The sequence below is a fragment of the Thermococcus aegaeus genome (genome assembly GCF_055393685.1).
In genome coordinates this window covers 630,721-650,346 of the sequence record NZ_AP042464.1, presented here as the reverse complement: position 1 = coordinate 650,346, position 19,626 = coordinate 630,721, and the positions used below count along the sequence as shown (strand labels likewise).

The window sequence follows — 19,626 nt, the reverse complement described above, 5'->3', positions numbered from 1 at the left end:
TTCCCTAACTTGATGACTCGATGAACGATGAAGTTTGGAGGGATGTGAAATGGCAAAGCCAAGTTACGTGAAGTTTGAGGTTCCAAAGGAGCTTGCTGAGAAAGCCCTTGAGGCAGTTGAGATTGCAAGAGATACTGGAAGGATTAGAAAGGGTACAAACGAGACAACAAAAGCCGTTGAGAGGGGTCAGGCAAAGCTTGTAATAATCGCTGAAGATGTTGACCCAGAAGAGATCGTTGCTCACTTGCCACCCCTCTGTGAGGAGAAGGAAATCCCATACATTTACGTTCCAAGCAAGAAGGAACTTGGTGCTGCCGCTGGTATTGAAGTTCCAGCTGCAAGTGTTGCTATAATCGAGCCGGGTAAGGCTCGTGAACTCGTTGAGGAAATTGCGATGAAGGTAAGGGAGCTCGCCAAGTGAGCTCCCCTTTCCTCACTCTCATTTGGATCGGGCGAGCTTTCATGATTACAATTGATTAGAGGTGTGAGAGATGTCAGATGAGGGATACCCTGCAGAGGTCATCGAAATTGTAGGAAGAACTGGAGTTACCGGTGAGGTTACTCAAGTAAAGGTTCGTGTTCTTGAAGGGATGGATAAGGGTAGAGTGATTAGAAGAAACGTTAAAGGCCCAGTTAGGATTGGCGACATAGTTATCCTCAGAGAGACAGAAAGAGAAGCAAGAGAGATCAAAGCAAGAAGGTGATGTAAATGGCAAGATGGAACGTTTGCTCATACTGTGGAAAAGAGTTCGAGCCAGGAACAGGAAAGATGTATGTCAGAAACGATGGAAGAGTTTATTTCTTCTGCTCAAGAAAATGCGAAAGATACTTCTTTATGGGTAGGAACCCAAGAAAGCTCAAATGGACAAAAGCTTTTGAGGAAGCAAGGCTCCAGAGAGCCAAAAAGTGACTCTTTTTATTTTTTAACCCTCACAGAAGTTTTTAAGCAAAGATTGTTCAATATTAAAAAAGAAAAGAGGCTCTTCACTCTGCAAAGGTTATTATTTTAAGATCGATAGGCCTTCTAACGACATTGCTTTTTCTTGCACCTATTAAATATTTGACCCCCTTCTCGCTTACTATATCGATAAGTCTCTGAGTTATGATTCCGTTAAATATTATTGTGTGTACATTTTCTTTATCGTTTAGGGAGGTAAGTAGGTCTCTCACTGGTATTTCCGCGATTATGTTCTTGTTTTCATCTAGGAGAATTGCTGTGGAGTCTTTTTTCACTTTTTCAATCCAATCTTTAAATTCATTAAGCTCGGGAGCTTTGGGAGGCTGTATTGGTTTTACAAACTTTTCTTCCCTTGCTGGGGGTTTTACCTCAACTTTTGTCTCTCTTATGGTTTCTTTTTGGGGTTCAATGGCTTTCTCTATCTTTGGTTCTGCAGGTTGTGGCTGGCTGGCTTTTTGCTGTTCCCTTTCTTTAACAAGTTCGTAAAAACTCTTTCCTTTAGCAAAGAGCTCATTTATAACTTGCTCCGCCGGAACTTTGCTTCTTAGAGACTTAATTATCTCTTTCTTTGTCAGCTCTTCAACTTCTTTTCCTTCCGGAGCTCTGGCAACATAATCAATGTCTGCGACTTGAAGGAGTTCTTTTAGTATAAGCTCTCCTCCCCTATCCCCATCGGTAAATGCAGTTACGATTCTCTCTTTGCTGAGCTTTATTATTGTCTCTGGTACCGAAGTTCCTTCAACAGCTATAGCGTTTTTGATTCCATGTTTTAGAAGGTTAAGCACGTCAGCTCTTCCTTCTACAACGATTATTGAATCTGAAAACGGCACGTGTGGGCCAGCCGGGAGTTTCTCCGGACCATATTCGATAAGTTCTTTAGCTCTCACTTCCTTTTTAACTTCTTCAGTAATCTCCTGTGTTTCTGGAATTTCTTCTTCCATAAGGGTCTCAAGTATCTCTTTAGCTCTCTCTATGATGTATTTTCTCTTTGTTGCCCTGACGTCCTCGATTCTTATTACCCTAATCCTGGCCTCAGAAGGCCCAATCCTATCTATTGTTTCTAAAGCAGCTGCCAGTATTGCTGTTTCTACTCTATCCAAGCTAGAGGGTATTGTTATTGTCCCATAACTTTTTCCAGCTCTTGTGTGAACGTCAACCTTGATCCTTCCTATTCTTCCAGTTTTTTGGAGCTCCCTTAAGTCCAGATCGTCCCCAAGTAAACCTTCAGTCTGCCCAAAAATAGCTCCTACAACATCAGGCCTTTCAACAATTCCATTTGCTTCAAATTCTGCGTGGATTACATATTTTGTTGTTCCAAAATCATCCTTTGCAGCCATGCTATCACCTTCTATTCCTTTCTTTTTTAACATTCTTTGCTTTTCAAGCAAAATCTGCTGGATTGTAGTCTTTTTTCTCTTCAATCCATACCCCTCCTTTCGGGGGTCAGAAACGGAGATCCCTAACACGGATGTAAAGGGAGTACAAGTCTTCAATGCCCTTAATGTCTTTTTTTGCTATTTTCTTGAGCTCTCTTCGTGTTTCTGTATCTACTTTGCATTTATACCCTTCTAAATATCGGGTTAGTTTTTTTGCAAGCTCTTCACCCTTTCTGTCGAAATCTGTTAATATCATGACATCATGATAGTGAGAGGCTATTAGAGCAATCTCCGCTAGTGGTGAGCGGGAAAGCCTAATTATCTCCGTTTCGACCCCCAATTTTCGTAAGGCCACCTCGTCTCGCATTCCCTCTACGAGGATAACACCCTCAAACTCTCGCAATTTGTCTATAAGTTGTTCGAATCTTTTATAATTTTCGGCGTACATACTGCCGTCATGATGATGAGAGTTCGATAGTATTATAAAGTTTTGGGAAGCGAAGACTCAATAAAGTGTTCACTTTGTTTAAAATCACTATCCCATGACAAGAGTATGTGTAAATGTATGTTACATGCTTTGTTGTGTATTTTTAACCATTTTAATAGTAACAGAACTGCATATTTATGCAGTCAAAATAAAATTACAATTAGAAAAAGTGCAACTAAAATCAATAAGAAAAAATTTATATAGGTCTTTGGCTATTTTACAAATAGAAGAGGTGATTAAAAATGGTGAAAGAAAGAATGGTAGAACTTTTGCAAGAACACTTTGAGCTGAATTTATATGAAGCTAGGGCATATGTTGCACTAGTTGGCTTCGGAGTTCTTACACCTGCAGAGCTTGCAAGTGTTTCCGAAGTACCAGCTCCAAGAACTTACGACGTTTTGAGGAGTTTGGAAAAGAAGGGATTTGCATTAAGCCAGCCCGGAAAGGCCAACAAGTACAGACCAGTGCACCCCAAAAACGTTCTTGAGAAGTTCATTGAGGACTGGCAGGTCAGGGTAAAAGAGGAACTTGAAGCTAAGAAGAAGGCTAAGGAAGAGCTTTTAGAACTAATGACCCCATTAATAGAAACAGAGGTTCCCAAATATGGAGTGGAGAGAGTCTGGGTGGTCAGAGGTATCAGGAACTCGACCCTCAAGACTCAAGAGATGTTTGAAGAAGTTGAGAAGGAAATACTGCTGGCAGACAACGGTTACATTGCAGCGAACCTTGATGAAGAGATAGCAAAAGCCGTCGATAGAGGAGTTAATACAAAAATAATAGTATCCAAACAGGTACTTCCAAGAATTGAGACATCAAAGATAATGGACTACTACAAAGAAGGAAAGCTTGAACTCAGAGTGCTTGACAAAATAGAGCTCCCCATGCTAATATGTGACGAGGAAGTGTTCTTTGCCTTGGAAGATTTGGCTGCTAGATACTTCAACTATGAAACCCAAGTATGGATAAAGGACTTTAGAGTAGTTGAGCTCTTCAAAGGAAAGTTCAATGAGTATTGGGAAAAAGCAGAAAAAGCTTAAAGGTACTTAAATTCTTCCTCTTCTTTGCTTTTCTCTTTCAACTTCCAAAAGACTTTTCCATTTCTTTCAAAGCTCTCTATCTTTCCTTGCTCCAGAAGTCTAAGCAGGAATCTTCTGGTCTCAGCTAAGCTCAAACCACTTTCTTTTGCAATTTCCTCCATTGTCATTTCCCTTGTTAAGGTATTCAAAATCTTCAAGTGCTTCATTTTATCTCCTCCATTTTCTTATATTTTTCCAGCAGTTCTACTATCATTCTCATAACTTCTAGGTGCTTTTTTAACTCGTCTATATCATCTGGGAGCTGGTTTGCCAGCAGCCTTAGTTTTTCTATGAGGCTCTCTTCAATGCTCTTTAGTTCGACTCTTTCCTCCCTTTTTCTGTGCTCACAAATTGGGCAAAAAACTCTTCCGTTTAGTTCAAAAAGAGGAGAACCGCACTTTGGACAGTGCTTGTCAAGCATCTTTGCTCCGGACAAGAGGAGTGGAGTTATTATTTCTCTAATCTCCTTGTCACTTAGTGCCATTTTACTCACCCATAAGGGCTGTGTAAACTTCAATCAAAGCTTTCTTCCCAAGTTTTGACCTCTTTATCCTGTCTGATATTTCCGCTATATCGCATGCTATTATGTTGAAGTTTTTCTTAATTTCGTCTATAAGTTCTAAAAGCTCATCTAAGGTAAGCTCCCCGTGCTGAAATCTGGCAATTTTATATTCAGGCTTTAGAACGTCCATATCAACTGTTAGGTAAATATCTTCCCCAAGATATTTCCGCATCTCGGCAATTATCTCCTCTATTGGGGAGATTTTTAGGCTTTTGTATGCTTTCCATTTTCCCCTTATTTTTCTGGTTCTTGGGAGTGCAGGGAAGATTTTAACTCTTCTTGTCCATAAGCTCGTCCCTTCAGTGGTGGGTATCATCAATACCGATCCAATTACCGTTGCTCTGTTTACTGCCTTTTCTTCCAGGGCATAAGCAAGCCATGAACCGTGGTCAAGATAATCGTGCATTAAGTCAGTATGGGCATCGATACTTATTATAGAAGGCGGTTTTATCCTTTTGATTATTCCATATGTTGCCAAATGCTCCCCGATAATATAACATTTGTCTAGAGGTACTCTATCTGCGAGTAGCTCCACATTATTTGATTCAACAATCATAAATTCCTCTATTAGTTTGTTCTTTTTTAGCAATTCTATAGTGTACATAACCCCCTCTTTGTTGGGCTTCTCTCCGAAAGGGATAAATGTAACCATTTCTTTCCCCGAAGCTATTTCTGACTCATCCCTTTTAAATTTATAGCTAATTAGTCTTTGATTGCAGGGGAGTTAAAGTTAAAAGCACCCAATTTGATGTTAATTTGAAGATCATTGGGAGGTAAGTCAAGATGATCCTGCAGGTAGCACTTGATCTGACTGATATCGAGCAGGCAATTTCTATAGCAGAGAAAGCCGCTCGTGGTGGCGCTCATTGGCTTGAAGTGGGGACTCCCCTAATAAAGAAGGAAGGCATGAGGGCTGTAGAGCTAATGAAAAGAAGATTCCCGGATAGAAAAATTGTAGCAGATTTAAAGACAATGGATACTGGGGCTCTTGAAGTTGAAATGGCGGCAAGACATGGTGCCGATGTGGTCTCAATACTTGGAGTTGCTGATGACAAGACTATAAAAGATGCTGTGATGGTTGCGAGAAAGTATGGGATAAAGGTAATGGTTGATTTAATCGGGGTTAAAGATAAGGTAAAAAGAGCTAAAGAGCTTGAAAAAATGGGTGTGCACTATATTCTAGTTCACACAGGAATAGATGAGCAAGCTCAGGGAAAAAACCCTTTGGAAGATTTAGAAAAAGTTGTAAAGGCCGTAAAAGTCCCGGTCGCTGTGGCGGGTGGCTTAAATCTAGAGACAATTCCAAAGGTTATTGAGGCTGGAGCCACTATTATCATCGTTGGTGGGGCAATAACAAAGGCAAAGGATCCCGAAGAGGTTACTCGGAAAATACTTGATCTGTTCTGGGGAGAGTACATGGTCACCATAAGAAAAGCAATCAGAGATATTACCGAGCACATAAACATGGTTGCTGACTCTCTAAAGCTTGAACAGGTTAGAGGAATGATAGATGCCATGATAGGTGCCAATAAAATCTTCATCTACGGTGCCGGAAGGAGCGGTTTGGTTGGAAAGGCTTTTGCAATGCGCTTGATGCACCTTGACTTTAACGTCTACGTGGTTGGTGAAACGATTACCCCGGCTTTTGAGGAGGGAGATCTCCTAATTGCGATCAGTGGAAGTGGTGAAACAAGAACGATAGTAGATGCAGCTGAAATCGCAAAGAAGCAGGGTGGAAAAGTCGTCGCAATAACTTCCTATAAAGACTCAACCCTTGGAAAACTTGCTGATGTTGTAGTAGAGATTCCGGGAAGAACAAAAACAGATATTCCAACAGATTATATTGCAAGGCAAATGCTCACAGAATATAAGTGGATCGCCCCAATGGGAACGCTGTTTGAAGACTCAACAATGCTGTTCTTGGATGGTATCATAGCACTGCTAATGGCGACATTCCAAAAAACCGAAAAAGACATGAAGAGGAAACATGCAACCTTAGAGTGATTCACATGGCTTCTTTTCCCCATATTTTTGTTGGGATTGGGAATAATGGAGGCAAAGTTGTTCAAAATATCGGTATAGAAAGGATTCCAAAGATCGTGATAAATCCAACATATTATCTACTTGGAAAAGCGTCTTTTCGTCAAAACCTTAAGAATTTGTTCTGGAATGTTTCAGACGATGCAATTTTGTGGTTTGTACTTGAAAATAAGCCAGTAAACATTGAAATAATGCAGGTTATTCTTGAATACGTGCCACGAAAACCTATTAAGTTGGCTTATGTCCTTACTCCTCAGAAGGAGCTTGTTAATGAAGAAAAGCCCCAATGGGCAGAGGACTTTGATACAGTATTTTATGACTCATTGTGGGAATTCCTAGATGAATATACTTCCTCTTCTCTTGGCTCTGCATTTCAAATGGCAGCAAAAAACATTGGATTGATGTTCACCAGGCTTTACTACTACCTAGAAAACCAAATGCTTGTAAATGTTGACTATGCCGACTTCTTTAATATGGTAAAAGGAAGCAATGTGGGTATACTTCGTCTTCTAAGGAAGGTTGATTTCGACTGGCATTGGGGAATATGGGACAGGGGCTTAGTAAACATTCTAGTGGGTGAAAAAGTCCCACTGAGTTATGCTCATAAAATACTCAATACATTTCAAGGTCTCTTAAAAGAGAAAGACATAATATGGGGGATAAAAATGGAAGAAGGTTTAGAAGAGCAGGTAGAAATCCTTTCACTTCTAGTTAAGAGGTGGTAAAATGGATGCGATCTTCTTTGACATAGATGAAACCCTTTTAAGTGAGAGGCCACTTGTAATGCTTTTTCTTCCCCAAGTTTATGAGAGGCTTTCAAAGAAACTGGGAATTTCCAGGGGAGATGCTAGATTAAAATTCCTCAGAGAACTCTCTGAAAAACGGGATACGTACGAATGGCATGACTGGAACTTCTTTTTTGAAAGTTTTGGCCTGAATTTTAAATATGAGGAGCTCTTGAGGGCGTATCCTCACAAAATTCGCGTTTTTCCTGATGTGAAGCCAACTCTAGAGTGGCTAAGGGAGGAAGGATATAAGCTTGGTGTGATAACAAGTGGTCCAGAATATCAGAAGTTGAAACTAAGAATTGCAAAGCTCGATAAGTATTTTGATGTAATTGTGACTAGGGAAGATGTAAAAACCGTAAAGCCTGACCCTAAAATATTTTTATATGCTTGTGAAAAATTAAACGTAGAACCTGAAAATGCCATGATGGTTGGGGATAACCTGCATCAAGATATTTACGGGGCAAAAAATGTTGGAATGCTTGCAATATGGGTTAATAGGGAGGGATCGGAGGACTATAACTTTGCAGATTTTGAAATTAGGAGCTTTCATCAACTGAGAAAAATCTTGGGGGGTCTAGGATGAGGGAGCTATTCAATAAAGAGGGGGTTTTCGTAAAATATAAAGAAAAAGTTATAGAGCTTGAGAATGGTGATAAGTTGACCCATAGACAGGAATCTCCAACAGAACTGTGGTGGCTCCTAAAAGAGGCAATAAAAGGCAAAAAAGTTAGGATAATAGCATATGAAGTTGAGGAATGAAAGATGATAGCCCATTTAATAAACACCGATATCTACGGAAGGAACGTCCTAAAGCTTTACCTTGAATACCGCAAACGCAACTTCGACTTCTTAAGCGATGCTACTTCTTTGTTTCTTGAAAACCTTGACAGAGTTTTAATTGTCTCATGTTTTCCAATTCCACCAATGCAGATAGCTGAAACGGATGGCCCCCCTGGGGCTCTAGCGCTTTACAGAACTGTTGAAAAGTTAGGGGGAAAAGCTGAGATACTGACGTGCAAAAAGATTCAGGAAGCTCTTAAAGAGTTTAAAGTTGATTTTGCCCAAAATCCGACCATTGCCGATTATTCTCTTTTAGTAAGTGTTGAGACTCCTGGAAGGGCCAAAGATGGGAAATACTACTCAATGAGTGCTCTGGAAATAGATGTGCCCCCCTTTGACAAATTATTTCTGGAAGCTAGAGAACTTGGCATTCCCACAATTGGAATCGGTGACGGAGGAAATGAAATAGGGATGGGGAATATAAGGGATCTAGTTTGCAGGCACATAAAATTTGGAAAGAGAATAGGTAGTATTGTCAAGGTTGATTCTTTAGTTCTTTCTGCGGTATCCAACTGGGGGGCTTATGGGTTAATCGCTCAGGCATCTATTGAGCTTGGGGAGAATATGATAGTTGGTTGGAATAAGGAGGAAGAAAAGATTCTGAGGGCTTTGGTTTCTTCCGGGGTTATAGATGGAGTAACTAAGAAACCCGAGCTCAGTGTTGATGGAATCCCTTTCGGAGTCCATAAAAGCTTTTTAATTCTGCTTAATTCAATTGTTGAGAATAAAATCGGGTGAAAGACATGAAGCTTGAGGAATACATAAAAGACAAAGAGAGTATAGAACTAATCAAAAAGGCCGAAGGATTAGCTAGGAACTTCTTTGAGCGAGAGGGAACACATGGATTTTCTCACGTGAAAAGGGTCTTCAACCTCTGCTTGCATATTGGTAAAGCAGAGGGGGCAGATCTGGAAGTTTTGGCTTTAGCGGCTTTACTCCATGATGTTGCCAGGCCTCTGGAGGATAAAGGAATTGTTGAAGACCACGCTAAGGAAAGCGCAAAGATTGCTCGCAGGTTTTTAACCTCCCTTAAATACCAGAAAGTTGACGAAGTTGTTCACGCAATTGAGGCACATAGATTCTCAAGGCCTCCAGAGCCTAAAACGCTTGAAGCAAAAATCCTCAGTGATGCGGATAAGCTTGACGCAATAGGGGCTATAGGAATTGCGAGGGTTTTTATGTATTCAGGAGAACACGGAAGGGATATAGAAACCTCCATAAAGCATTTTGAAGAGAAAATACTAAAGCTCAAAGATTTAATGTATACAAAAACTGCAAAGAAATTAGCTGAAGAGAGACATAAATTTGTTGAAGGGTTTATCGAAAGGCTCCTTAAAGAGATCGAAGGGGAGCTCTAGATGGCAGATACTCGACTTAAGTTTTCTTAATTTTGATTCCTTTGTAATGGGATAAGGTTTTTAAATAACACCTGCAAAAGAGTGTTAGCTTATGTTCATTTTTTGCAATAACTGGGAGGTGAGCTAATGAAAGCGCCAATCTGTGAGGTGTGTCTAAAAACGGAGGACATTTTGTGCCCGGCAGATGAAAAGAAACTTCAAGAGGGGTTGATTTCTGAACTTGATGTTAAGATTTCAAGAATGCTCTATAAACTCTTGGGTGACGCTGACATTGAGTTTAAAAAGGCTGTTGAGGCCGGGGATTTGGTAGTAATAATGGTCGGAGAAGGGAATGTCCCTCTTGTCATAGGTAAGGGTGGTAAGAATATCAAGCTTCTCATGAGGGAACTCGGAAAGAGAGTTAGAGTAATTGAAGGCAGGGAAATTAAAGGCACCGATGACCTCAAGAAACTTGCCACAGACCTTTTATATCCTGCGGGAGTCTTTGGAGTTAACGTCGTCTATGCCCCACAGGGGCAGTATTACAAAGTGCTTGTGATAAGGAGGGACAAGCAGAAACTTCCCGAAAGGCAGGAGATTTTGGAGAATATCCTTTCGAAGATAGCCGGTACTGATGTTAAGATATCCTTCATCTGATTTCTAATTTTTGGAGGTTTAAACATGTATAGAACTCATTATTCAAGCCAAATAACCGAAGAGCTACATGGGAAGAAAGTGAAAGTTGCGGGATGGGTTTATGAAGTCAAGGATCTCGGTGGAATAAAGTTTCTTTGGTTGAGGGATAGAGAGGGTATAGTTCAAATTACAGCTCCAAAAAAGAAGGTTAATGAGGACATTTTTACCCTTATTCCAAAGCTTAACAGTGAGGATGTAGTGGCTGTTGAAGGTGTTGTCAACTTTACCCCTAAGGCCAAACTTGGGTTTGAAGTTATTCCAGAGAAGATTGAAATCTTGGCAAAAGCTGAGTCTCCCCTTCCTTTAGACCCTACAGGCAAGGTTAAGGCCGAGCTTGATACAAGGCTCGACAACAGATTTATAGATTTAAGGAAGCCTGAAGTCATGGCAATATTCAAAATACGCTCAAGCGTTTTTAGGGCAGTAAGGGACTTCTTTTATCAAGAAGGGTTCATTGAGATTCACACACCCAAAATAATAGCCACCGCCACAGAAGGTGGCACGGAGCTCTTTCCCATGAAGTATTTTGAAAGAGATGCATTTTTAGCCCAATCTCCCCAGCTTTATAAGCAGATTATGATGGCTTCTGGATTGGACAGAGTGTTTGAGATAGCCCCCATCTTCAGAGCAGAGGAACATAACACAACCAGGCATTTAAATGAAGCTTGGAGTATTGATGCTGAAATGGCCTTCATAGAGAATGAAGAGGAAGTTATGCAACTCCTTGAGAGACTCGTTGCCTATGCGATTAATTACGTTAGAGAGCACAACGAAAAGGAGCTCAAGATTTTGAACTTTGAGCTTGAAGAACCAAAGCTTCCCTTTAGAAGGGTTACATATACCCAAGCTCTTGAAATACTTAAAGACCTTGGAAAAGAGATCCACTGGGGAGAAGACATTGATACAGAGGGAGAGAAGCTGCTAGGACAATATATCAAAGAGACCTATGATGAAGACCTCTACTTTATCTACCAATACCCAAGTGAAGCAAAACCCTTTTACATAATGAAATATGATGATAAGCCCGAAATCTCAAGGGCATTTGACCTGGAGTATAGGGGTGTGGAGATAACCTCTGGAGGTCAGAGAGAACACCGCTATGAAAAATTAAAGGCTCAAATTGCCGAGAAAGGCTTGAATGTGGAAAGCTTTGAGTTCTATCTTAAGGCATTCCGCTACGGTATGCCGCCCCACGGGGGCTTTGGTCTCGGGGCAGAGAGGTTGCTCAAGCAGATGCTTAACTTGAGCAATATCCGAGAAGTTATACTATTCCCAAGGGACAGAAGAAGGTTAGAACCATAAGAGCTTTATATTATTTTATCTTTTATGAATTTTAGGAAACAATTTGCTGGAGGAGGAAATGATGAGAAAAGTTGCTATACTCATTGTTGGATTGTTAATTTTGTCCGTTGTACCCCTTGTAAAATCAGCGGTGCCTTCAACTGCCCAAGTAACCCTAATAGAGCTCGGCCTTGGAGATTCAGTGATTTTTGGCAACTATGAAATCAAGTTTGCGGATGTTAATCCTTCCTGGACTAAGGTGAACATACATATCTACGAAAAAGGCAAAACTACACCAAGTGCTACTCCTGTACTCGGAGTTGGGGAGAGTTATCCATTCCCTACTGAGAACAATCCGCTATTTTATGTCAAAATTGCCTGGATAAAATCGGATGCAAAGACAATATACCTTAGAATTGAATCTCCTCTAAAAAAATTAGAAAGCAAGACCCTAAGTGAAGGAGACACTTATCAATTGCCCTCTTGGTTGCCGGAGATCAAGATAAAAGTGGTGGAAGCATATGATGACAGCGCCAAGTTCGAGATAATCCTCCCTTATGAGACCGATTCTAAGGTAGTTACCCTGAATATCACAGAGGGCAAGGGAGATGGGATCTCCTATAAACTCACTGAGATTTCAGGAAAAACAATATCTTACTACCCCTATGTCTACATAGATCTCAAGAGTTCTGCAAACAACGGGGATGTTAATTTTGATATATACATTCCGGAATATGCAACAACTTCACTTCAGGTAAAGAGAGCGCAGGTTAGCGAAGAGACACCCCAACAAGTAGTTGCTGAACCTACGGAACTTATCTACAACGACATCCTTTATGTTGGAGAAATATTGACCTTTAGTATTAATCAAACTACTTATAAACTGAGACTCAACTCTGTCGGATATTATTCAAGCTTCAGTGTCTTTGATAAGAACAACAAACCAATAAAGACATTCACTGTAAAGGAAGGTTTAGGATATCAGTTATCCCAAGTACCTATTAGAGTAGAAATTCCTCCGAACAGTGTGGATTTAAGTTATAATCGCACAAAAGTTAGATTGTATGCTCCTAAAGGTTCTGAAGTTCAGCCAATTATTAGGGAAGCAAACATAAAAGTTGAACTAAGCGTCAGCACAACCAAGATTCTACTCGACGGAGATGAACTTATAGTATTTGTCAACGTTGAAAATCAAGGGAAAGGCAAGGCGTTTGATGTTAATGTTGTTGCCCCAATACCAAGCGGCTTTGAGCTCAGAAGCGGAATTGGAACCTGGAACCTAAAAATGCTCGATGCCTTCACACAAATGCCGGTTTTAGTTTACACCTTAAAACCCACTCAAGTAGGGAGTTATAAGCTTGATACAGTAAACGTTCAGTATTACAATGAAGCAGGAGAAAAGAAGGTCGTAAAATCAAATACAATCAACCAGATCATCGTTTATGGCTTGCCAAAACTCTCTTTGAGTGGAGAAGCCTTCAACGGAACGTGGAGCACCTATGTCCACACACAAGAAAAGACCGTCAAGCTTAAGTTTACAATCTCTGCCGAAGGTAAAGACGCAAAATACGAATTCATAAAAAATGCTACGATTAAATTACTTCTCCCGGATAGCCTTGATGGGGAGACAGAGCTCTTTGTTGGAGATCTTAAAGCCGGAGAAACCAAAACTTTAGAAAGTGAGTATGCAATCTTAAAGCCAGATAATGCCATAATAAGTGCAATGCTAGTTTACCAAGACCCACTTGGCAAGTGGCATGAAGAGAACTTTGGAAACCTTGTGATAGTGAATTCCCTCCCACCAGCAGTGGAGATCAAGGAAGTAAAAGTTTACCCCTCTCCCGAAGAACTTCCACAATACGTAAACTCGACATTGGCAAAGTTGGACAACAAAACAAGGGAAGTGCTTGCGGAGAAGCTCAATAACATAACCATTTCCTATCTACCGCCATCAGAAAAAGGCATCAACTGGTGGCCAATCTTAGCTATCTTGTTCCTTATAACTTCAGCGGTCTTGGCATACAACTACATAGATCTGAAATCAAAATACGAGAAAGCCCTTAAAGAGCTTGGAAGGAGGAAGAGGAGACCTGGAGGGCTTCCAAAGAAAGAGGAGACATTAAAAGTCGAAGAAAAGGCTGTTGAAGATACACAAACTTGAACTTCTTTCTTCTTAAACCTTTATATATCCTTTTTGTTTGTTATTCTTGGGATGAGAGATGTTCAAGTATAAGCAAGTTATGGTAGTTAGGTCAGATTTGAAGCTCAGCAAAGGCAAATTAGCAGTTCAAGTGGCTCATGGAGCAGTTACAGCAGCTTTTAAAGCTTACAAAGAAAAGCCAGAATGGTTTAAAGCTTGGTTCAACGAGGGGCAGAAGAAAGTTGTCGTAAAGGCGGAGAGCGAAAGAGAGCTTTTTGAGCTAAAGGCTCAAGCAGAGAATCTAGGGATTCCAACGGCATTAATAAGGGACGCAGGCTTAACGGAAGTTCCGCCGGGGACGATAACGTGTTTGGCAATTGGTCCAGCACCAGAGGAGATAGTTGATAAGGTTACTGGAAACCTAAAACTTGTGTGAGTGATGAAAATGGACTATAAAGAATTTTTTAGTCAGTTCAAATATTTAAGCTCGTCTCCTGGAATAGGGGGGAAGATTAAAACCTACCCAGAAGATTTTATAGTGAAGGAAAAAATTCCAAAGAGCATTTTTAAAGGGAATAAGTGCTTGATATACCTCCTCAAAAAACGGAACTGGGAAACAATGGCTGCTATAAAGGAAATAGCCAAGAGAGTTGGTATAGATTACAAGCAGATTGGGTTTGCCGGTACTAAGGATAGGCATGCGGTAACTTATCAGTACATCAGCATCTGCACTGAAAACTCGGAAGAAATAAAAAAGCGTCTTGACTCTTTAGAGATTTCGGACATTTCATTAGAGTTTGCGGGATATGGAAAAAGGCTAAAACTTGGCATGCTTCTCGGGAATTATTTCCAGATAACTGTGAGAGACGTTAATCCTGATACCGCTCTAGAACGTACTAAGAAGATTTTGGCAGAGTTAAAAGTCAAAGGGGGCTTTCCAAATTATTTTGGCTACCAGCGCTTTGGTGAGAAAAGGGTTATCAATCATGAGGTGGGAAAGCTTCTGTTGAAGGGAAATTTTGAAGAAGCAGCGTTTAAGTTTTTGGGAGAATATACAGGTGATATGATGGGCGATGAAGCAAGAAGGAACTTTTTGGAAAGTGGCGATGTTGAAAAAGCTTTGGAGGAGTTTCCCAACTTTTTAAGGTATGAAAGGGCTATGCTTTATAAATATAAGGAAACAAAAAGCTGGAAAAAAGCCTTTGCAGTTCTCCCAAGGCCAATAGTGAGAATATTCATTCACTCCTATCAGTCTTATCTCTTTAACAAAGTGCTCTCGAGGAGAATTGAGGAAGGATTACCTCTTAATGAAGCACTACCTGGAGATATTGTTTGTCAGGTAAAAAGGGGACTCCCTATAAGGAGCAAAACGTTCAAAGTTACTGAAAGAACCCTTCGCTTTGTAAATGAAAAGATCAAAAAAGGAGAGGCAATGGTTACGGGACCTATTTTTGGATTCGCCTCGCGACTTGCCGATGGAGAAATGGGCAGGATTGAGAGAGAAGTGCTGGAAGAGGAAGGTATAACGCTTGAGGAATTTAAAATGAAGCATTTAAAAATTTTGGCAGAGCCTGGCGGGAGAAGAGAGCTGTTAATAAAGCCTAAGAAGTTTAGATACAGGGCATTTGAAGAGGGACTTATTTTCCGGTTTTTCTTGCCTAAGGGTGTCTATGCCACAAGTGTTTTGAGGGAGATTATGAAAGATCACTAAGGTGGGAAAAATGAAAATTAGAGCGATATCCATAGACATTGACGGCACAATAACGTATCCCGATAGAAGACTCCATGAAAAAGCCCTTGAAGCAGTTAGAAAAGCGGAAGAAGTTGGACTACCTGTGATGCTTGTTACAGGAAACAGCGCATGCTTTGCTTATGCAGCGAGCATTTTAATAGGGACAAGTGGTCCGTTTATTGCTGAGGACGGAGGCGTTATAGGGGATAAGCGCAACAACAGGATTTTTCTTGGAGATATGGGAGATTCCATGATCTTATGGAGTGAGCTCAAAAAACGCTACCCTCAAGCGGAGATGAGCGACACAATGAAATTTGGAGAGAGAAGGGCAGGACTTGTGATAAAAAGAACGGTTCCAGTTGAGGCGGTTAGAGAGATCATAAGGGAGCTCGGCCTGAATCTTGTGGCAGTAGACAGCGGATATGCAATACACGTAAAACAGCCCCATGTGAATAAAGGAGAGGGGATAAGAAAAGCGTGCGAGCTCTTGGGCATAAGGCCAGAGGAAGTTGCTCACATTGGAGACGGCGAAAACGATCTTGATGCCTTTAGAGTAGTTGGCTACAGAGTTGCAGTGGCTCAAGCCCCAGAAAGTGTTAAAAAGGAAGCGGATTACGTAACAAGTAAGCCATATGGCGAAGGCGCCGCTGAAGGAATTTTGCACATCTTAAAGAAGTTTGGATATACCTAATCAAAATACTGCCTTGCTAGCAACTCTCTGAACTCCTCTGCTTTCTTTCTCACGTTCTCTGCAAATATGATGGCTCTTGAAACATTAACCACAACGTCTTTCCCTTTTAATTCTCTGAGAACTTCTGGGTTTCCCCCTTGTGTTCCAATGCCGGGAATTAACCATGAAAGGCCTCCACTCGCATTAGAAATTTTGCCTATATACTCTTTCCTTGTTGCACCTACCACTATGCCAATCCTTTCTGGATAGCTTTTTTCAAGTTCCTTTGCAAGCTCGAGGACTTTGTGATATACATGAAGCTCAACATCTCCGATCGATTCGTTGCTAGTTAAGAGCAGAACAAACGCATGCCCTTTCTCCAAAAACGGTATTATGGCATCTCTCCCCATGTACGGATTAACGGTTACCGAGTCAACACCAAGTCTATCAAAATATGCCTTGGCATAGGCTCTTGCAGTGTTTCCGATATCTCCCCCCTTGGCGTCGAGTATTATTGGCAAATCTGTCTCATTTTTTATGAGTTCTATTGTTTCTTCAAGTGCTTTATACCCTCTCCAACCGGATTTTTCATAGAATGCAAGGTTTATCTTGTAGCCACACACCAAATCCGCCGTTTCTTTTACGATGTGCTCGTTGAACTCCATCACACTTTTGAACCCTTTGATTTTTTCAGGATCGCTGTCAAGACCAACTACTAAAATTGACGTGTTCTTGTCTCTCGCCTTTCTATATTTCTTAATAAACATCAGAACCCACCTCTATGGGCTATTCCAATTATGTCCTCAAATTTCTCGATCCCTTTTTGCCTTAGAAAGCTCTCAATACCATGCAAAATTTCAAGCGGTGCTTGAGGATCTACCATAATGGCTGTTCCTATTCCGATAAGAGATGCTCCGGCCATTGCATATTCCAAAGCGTCCTGCCAGTTCATAACTCCCCCGATGCCTATAATAGGGACTTCTAAAGCTTCTGCCACTCTAAAAACTCTCGCAAGAGTAATCGGCTTTATTGCGGGACCGCTTAAACCACCGGTTTTGAGTTTAAGGACAGGTAGTCCAGTTTCTATGTTTATCCTCATAGCTTCTATTGTGTTCCCAATGCTCAGGGCATCGGCACCGGCATTTACTGCTTTCTTTGCTACCTTCACTATATCCGTAACGTCGGGGGCTAGCTTGGCTATTATTGGCCTATCCGTCGATTCTCTTACGGCCTTTATTGCTTCTTGAGTAAGTTCCTCGTCTTTAGCCCAGATTCTCTTTCCTTCTACGTTAGGACACGAGAGATCGAGCTCAATCGCCTTTATCTCTTTAATTTTGTCCATTTCTTCTCCCAAAATTTTCCATTCCTCTGTGGTGAATCCCGCAATGCTTCCAATTTTGATCGTTTTAAGATCTTTAAGTCTTGGAGCAATGGTTCTCACAAATTTTTTGATGCCCGGATTTTGGAGTCCTATGGAATTTATTATTCCTCCATGAGTATCAACAAGTCTTGGAGGAGCATTCCCCTCTCTTGGATTCAGTGTAATGGTTTTCAGGGTTATTGCGCCTATCCTTGAGATGTCTAGATATTGCTGGAGCTCAAAACCAAATCCCGCTGGTCCAGAGGCAAGCACAAGCGGATTTTTAAATGTTAGTCCCAATATTTGGACGCTTAAATCCACTCCCATTGTATCTCCTCCTTTCTAAAGAGTGGCCCGTCCTTGCATACCATCTTAATGCCCTCTTTTGTTTTTACGGCGCAGCTTTTGCATGTTCCGATTCCACACCCCATTACGCTCTCAAGGGAGACGTATGAATCATGAGGAAGGTTTTTCAGCATTGGGATTGGACCACATGCCAAAATTCCTAGTTCCTCTGAATAGACCTCCCTAAATATGTCCACGACAGTTTTCCCGCTTTCTTCTTCTATTACAAGAGTCGACTGCTCCTCCTCCTCGAAGAGCTCTCTTATATATTTTTCTCTAAATCCATAGAGTTTTTTATAAACAAGCTCGGGATAAAGCTCTGAAAAGAAATTTAAAGGTGCTATCCCGCTTCCTCCCCCAATTAAAATATACTTTCTCCCTTTGTTGATCTTTTCAATGTACGGTGTTCCATAGAGCCCTCTTATGTAGAACACCTCCCCTATAGGACTGGAGAATATCTTTCCTGTCAATCTTCCAACACGCTTTATAAATAGGGTGAGGTTTTTGTTTTTGTAGGAATAAATGGAGAACGGCTTTGCAAGAATCGGCTCATCAAGAGCTTTTAGCATTATAAACTGTCCTGCATCCGGGCTTTCTAATTTTTTATGGAGTTTAAATTTAAAGAACCCGTAATCTTTTGCTATTTTCTTTTCTATAAGTTCTGCTTCAATCAAAGGTGATCCCCCCGGTATACAATCCTGCCCCCTTTAATGGTCATCTCAACTACCCCTGGAAGTTTTCTCCCGAGGAATGGAGTGTTCTTACCTTTTGAAAATAAACTTTTTTCTGTGACTTTCCACTCTTTATCTGGATCTAAGATGACCAAATCTGCTCTGTATCCTTCTCTTACGTCTCCTCTTAGAGGAAGATTGAAGAGATTTGCTGGGTTGTAGGTAACCTTTTCTAAAAGGATTTCAAAATTGATCTCGTGTTTTTCTGCTATTAACAACAAAGATGAGAGCAGGGTTTCAATACCACTTATTCCGAAGGGGGCTTTTTCAATGTCTATGTTCTTTTCCCCAAGAGAATACGGAGCATGGTCAGTGACTATTATGTCTATTGTGCCATCAAGGAGTCCTTTTATAAGTTCCTCTTGATCCTCTTCTCTTGGTAGAGGTGGATTAACCTTTTTAAACGAAGAACGATCTTTCAGGTCTTCATCCTTAAAAAGGAGGTGATGATGAGTAACTTCAGCAGATACTGGGGCTCCTTTTTTCTTTCCTTCTCTAACTATATCCACGGAGGATTTTGTTGAGAGGTGCTGTATATGAATATGAGCTCTAGTATATCTTGCCACTTCCACGTCCCTTGCAACGGCTATTGATTCAGCTATGTCGGGGATTCCGCTTATGCCATAAAGCCTTGAGAACTTCCCTTCTCTCATGGTACCTCCTGATAATTCCTTTATCTCTGCGTGGTCTAAGATTGGCTTGTTTACTTTTTTTGCATATCTCGCAGCTTCTAAAAATACTCTGAAGCTTTGAGGAGTTGACCCATCATCACTGAAGCCTACAACGTGTTCTGCTAATTTCTCAAAATCCGTGATTTCTTTTCCATTCCTGCCTTTTGTAATTGCCCCGATTGGGAGAACGTCAACGAGCCCTATTTCTCTTGCTTTCTCTTTTACGTATCCTATTACCTCGATATTGTCCATGGCGGGATTAGTATTTGGCATAAGGGCGACAGTTGTAATGCCTCCATGAACAGCCGCTCTTGACCCACTTTCTATCGTTTCTCTGTGTTCATACCCGGGCTCTCGAAAATGAGCATGCATATCTATTAATCCAGGGATAACGAGTTTGTCCTCTGCATCGATGTCTACGGCCCCTCTTGGCTTTTCTCGCTGAACGCTCCTGATTACTCCATTCCTGATTATTATGTATCCTCTTCCTTTGAAACTCTTTGAGATTATCTCTCCTTTGATTATCATTTTGACCC

The 19,626-nt window shown here is 40.9% G+C and carries 24 protein-coding genes and 1 pseudogene; 16 read left to right on the top strand and 9 right to left on the bottom strand.

Going from position 1 to position 19,626, the window contains the following annotated elements; translation table 11 throughout:
- The first annotated feature begins 49 nt into the window (after nt 1-49).
- The 3 genes from rpl7ae (at nt 50) to ACZ5NL_RS03555 (ending at nt 910) form a co-directional block, all read left to right on the top strand.
- A complete protein-coding gene (rpl7ae, locus tag ACZ5NL_RS03565) occupies nt 50-421 on the top strand; it encodes a 50S ribosomal protein L7Ae (RefSeq protein WP_004067237.1) in 372 nt (123 codons plus the stop codon).
- Between the two features lie 70 nt (nt 422-491).
- Nucleotides 492-704, top strand: a complete 213-nt coding sequence (locus ACZ5NL_RS03560; RefSeq protein ID WP_004067238.1) for a 30S ribosomal protein S28e — start codon at nt 492-494, stop codon at nt 702-704.
- Nucleotides 705-709: 5 nt separating this feature from the next.
- Entirely contained in the window at nt 710-910 is a 201-nt protein-coding gene (locus tag ACZ5NL_RS03555; RefSeq protein ID WP_004067239.1) for a 50S ribosomal protein L24e, read from the top strand.
- 74 nt (nt 911-984) lie between these two features.
- Here the strand turns inward: ACZ5NL_RS03555 and dnaG are convergent, their stop codons facing one another.
- On the bottom strand, nt 985-2,379 hold the full coding sequence (gene dnaG / locus ACZ5NL_RS03550) for a DNA primase DnaG (RefSeq protein ID WP_464843303.1): 1,395 nt from the start codon (nt 2,377-2,379) through the stop codon (nt 985-987).
- A gap of 6 nt (nt 2,380-2,385) precedes the next feature.
- Nucleotides 2,386-2,782, bottom strand: a pseudogene (locus ACZ5NL_RS03545) (toprim domain-containing protein); the annotation flags it as partial.
- Nucleotides 2,783-3,063: 281 nt separating this feature from the next.
- Between ACZ5NL_RS03545 and trmBL2 the strand changes: the two are divergent.
- Nucleotides 3,064-3,858, top strand: coding sequence for an HTH-type transcriptional regulator TrmBL2 (trmBL2, locus tag ACZ5NL_RS03540; RefSeq protein ID WP_464842969.1), 795 nt, complete (start codon nt 3,064-3,066; stop codon nt 3,856-3,858).
- On the opposite strand, the gene ACZ5NL_RS03535 is transcribed toward trmBL2, so the two are convergent.
- The 3 genes from ACZ5NL_RS03535 to ACZ5NL_RS03525 are packed head-to-tail and all read right to left on the bottom strand — an operon-like array spanning nt 3,855 to nt 5,111.
- A complete protein-coding gene (locus ACZ5NL_RS03535) occupies nt 3,855-4,064 on the bottom strand; it encodes a winged helix-turn-helix domain-containing protein (protein ID WP_464842968.1) in 210 nt (69 codons plus the stop codon). The two genes, trmBL2 and ACZ5NL_RS03535, sit on opposite strands and share 4 nt — an antisense overlap.
- Nucleotides 4,061-4,381 (bottom strand): Sjogren's syndrome/scleroderma autoantigen 1 family protein, encoded by a 321-nt coding sequence (locus ACZ5NL_RS03530; protein WP_464842967.1) that lies wholly within the window; start codon nt 4,379-4,381, stop codon nt 4,061-4,063. The genes ACZ5NL_RS03535 and ACZ5NL_RS03530 overlap by 4 nt, the downstream gene beginning before the upstream one ends.
- A gap of 1 nt (nt 4,382) precedes the next feature.
- Nucleotides 4,383-5,111 (bottom strand): arginase family protein, encoded by a 729-nt coding sequence (locus tag ACZ5NL_RS03525; RefSeq protein ID WP_464842965.1) that lies wholly within the window; start codon nt 5,109-5,111, stop codon nt 4,383-4,385.
- Between the two features lie 131 nt (nt 5,112-5,242).
- On the opposite strand from ACZ5NL_RS03525, the gene hxlAB reads away from it, so the two are divergent.
- The 12 genes from hxlAB (at nt 5,243) to ACZ5NL_RS03465 (ending at nt 16,004) form a co-directional block, all read left to right on the top strand.
- Nucleotides 5,243-6,463, top strand: a complete 1,221-nt coding sequence (hxlAB, locus tag ACZ5NL_RS03520; RefSeq protein WP_464842964.1) for a bifunctional 3-hexulose-6-phosphate synthase/6-phospho-3-hexuloisomerase — start codon at nt 5,243-5,245, stop codon at nt 6,461-6,463.
- 5 nt (nt 6,464-6,468) lie between these two features.
- On the top strand, nt 6,469-7,224 hold the full coding sequence (locus ACZ5NL_RS03515) for a hypothetical protein (RefSeq protein ID WP_464842962.1): 756 nt from the start codon (nt 6,469-6,471) through the stop codon (nt 7,222-7,224).
- Nucleotide 7,225: 1 nt separating this feature from the next.
- A complete protein-coding gene (locus ACZ5NL_RS03510) occupies nt 7,226-7,870 on the top strand; it encodes a TIGR02253 family HAD-type hydrolase (protein WP_464842960.1) in 645 nt (214 codons plus the stop codon).
- A complete protein-coding gene (locus ACZ5NL_RS03505) occupies nt 7,867-8,046 on the top strand; it encodes a hypothetical protein (protein ID WP_464842958.1) in 180 nt (59 codons plus the stop codon). The genes ACZ5NL_RS03510 and ACZ5NL_RS03505 overlap by 4 nt, the downstream gene beginning before the upstream one ends.
- 3 nt (nt 8,047-8,049) lie before the next feature.
- A complete protein-coding gene (locus tag ACZ5NL_RS03500) occupies nt 8,050-8,865 on the top strand; it encodes a DUF4392 domain-containing protein (protein WP_464842957.1) in 816 nt (271 codons plus the stop codon).
- Between the two features lie 5 nt (nt 8,866-8,870).
- A complete protein-coding gene (locus ACZ5NL_RS03495) occupies nt 8,871-9,485 on the top strand; it encodes an HD domain-containing protein (RefSeq protein WP_464842955.1) in 615 nt (204 codons plus the stop codon).
- A 126-nt stretch (nt 9,486-9,611) separates the two neighbouring features.
- Nucleotides 9,612-10,121, top strand: a complete 510-nt coding sequence (locus ACZ5NL_RS03490; protein ID WP_464842953.1) for a KH domain-containing protein — start codon at nt 9,612-9,614, stop codon at nt 10,119-10,121.
- A gap of 24 nt (nt 10,122-10,145) precedes the next feature.
- The gene (aspS, locus tag ACZ5NL_RS03485; RefSeq protein ID WP_464842951.1) at nt 10,146-11,462 is read left to right on the top strand and encodes an aspartate--tRNA(Asn) ligase; all 1,317 of its coding nucleotides are present in this window, start codon (nt 10,146-10,148) and stop codon (nt 11,460-11,462) included.
- A 61-nt stretch (nt 11,463-11,523) separates the two neighbouring features.
- The gene (locus ACZ5NL_RS03480; RefSeq protein WP_464842950.1) at nt 11,524-13,602 is read left to right on the top strand and encodes a COG1361 family protein; all 2,079 of its coding nucleotides are present in this window, start codon (nt 11,524-11,526) and stop codon (nt 13,600-13,602) included.
- A 58-nt stretch (nt 13,603-13,660) separates the two neighbouring features.
- Nucleotides 13,661-14,017 carry a peptidyl-tRNA hydrolase Pth2 gene (gene pth2 / locus ACZ5NL_RS03475; RefSeq protein WP_252742627.1) on the top strand — a complete coding sequence of 119 codons (357 nt, stop codon included), beginning with the start codon at nt 13,661-13,663 and terminating at the stop codon, nt 14,015-14,017.
- A 9-nt stretch (nt 14,018-14,026) separates the two neighbouring features.
- Nucleotides 14,027-15,292 carry a tRNA pseudouridine(13) synthase TruD gene (truD, locus tag ACZ5NL_RS03470; protein ID WP_464843302.1) on the top strand — a complete coding sequence of 422 codons (1,266 nt, stop codon included), beginning with the start codon at nt 14,027-14,029 and terminating at the stop codon, nt 15,290-15,292.
- Nucleotides 15,293-15,302: 10 nt separating this feature from the next.
- Entirely contained in the window at nt 15,303-16,004 is a 702-nt protein-coding gene (locus tag ACZ5NL_RS03465) for a phosphoglycolate phosphatase (protein ID WP_464842949.1), read from the top strand.
- Here ACZ5NL_RS03465 and pyrF read toward each other — a convergent pair.
- Genes pyrF through ACZ5NL_RS03445 form a run of 4 tightly spaced genes read right to left on the bottom strand, consistent with a single transcriptional unit; the run spans nt 16,001 to nt 19,618 of the window.
- The gene (gene pyrF / locus ACZ5NL_RS03460; RefSeq protein WP_464842947.1) at nt 16,001-16,750 is read right to left on the bottom strand and encodes an orotidine-5'-phosphate decarboxylase; all 750 of its coding nucleotides are present in this window, start codon (nt 16,748-16,750) and stop codon (nt 16,001-16,003) included. The two genes, ACZ5NL_RS03465 and pyrF, sit on opposite strands and share 4 nt — an antisense overlap.
- Complete coding sequence (locus ACZ5NL_RS03455) at nt 16,750-17,670, bottom strand: dihydroorotate dehydrogenase (RefSeq protein ID WP_464842946.1); 921 nt, start codon at nt 17,668-17,670, stop codon at nt 16,750-16,752. The genes pyrF and ACZ5NL_RS03455 overlap by 1 nt, the downstream gene beginning before the upstream one ends.
- Nucleotides 17,655-18,362 (bottom strand): iron-sulfur cluster-binding protein, encoded by a 708-nt coding sequence (locus ACZ5NL_RS03450; protein WP_464842944.1) that lies wholly within the window; start codon nt 18,360-18,362, stop codon nt 17,655-17,657. The genes ACZ5NL_RS03455 and ACZ5NL_RS03450 overlap by 16 nt, the downstream gene beginning before the upstream one ends.
- Nucleotides 18,359-19,618: a dihydroorotase gene (locus ACZ5NL_RS03445; protein ID WP_464842942.1), complete on the bottom strand. Its 1,260-nt coding sequence runs from the start codon at nt 19,616-19,618 to the stop codon at nt 18,359-18,361. Before ACZ5NL_RS03445 ends, ACZ5NL_RS03450 begins: the two co-directional genes overlap by 4 nt.
- Nucleotides 19,619-19,626: the final 8 nt, after the last annotated feature.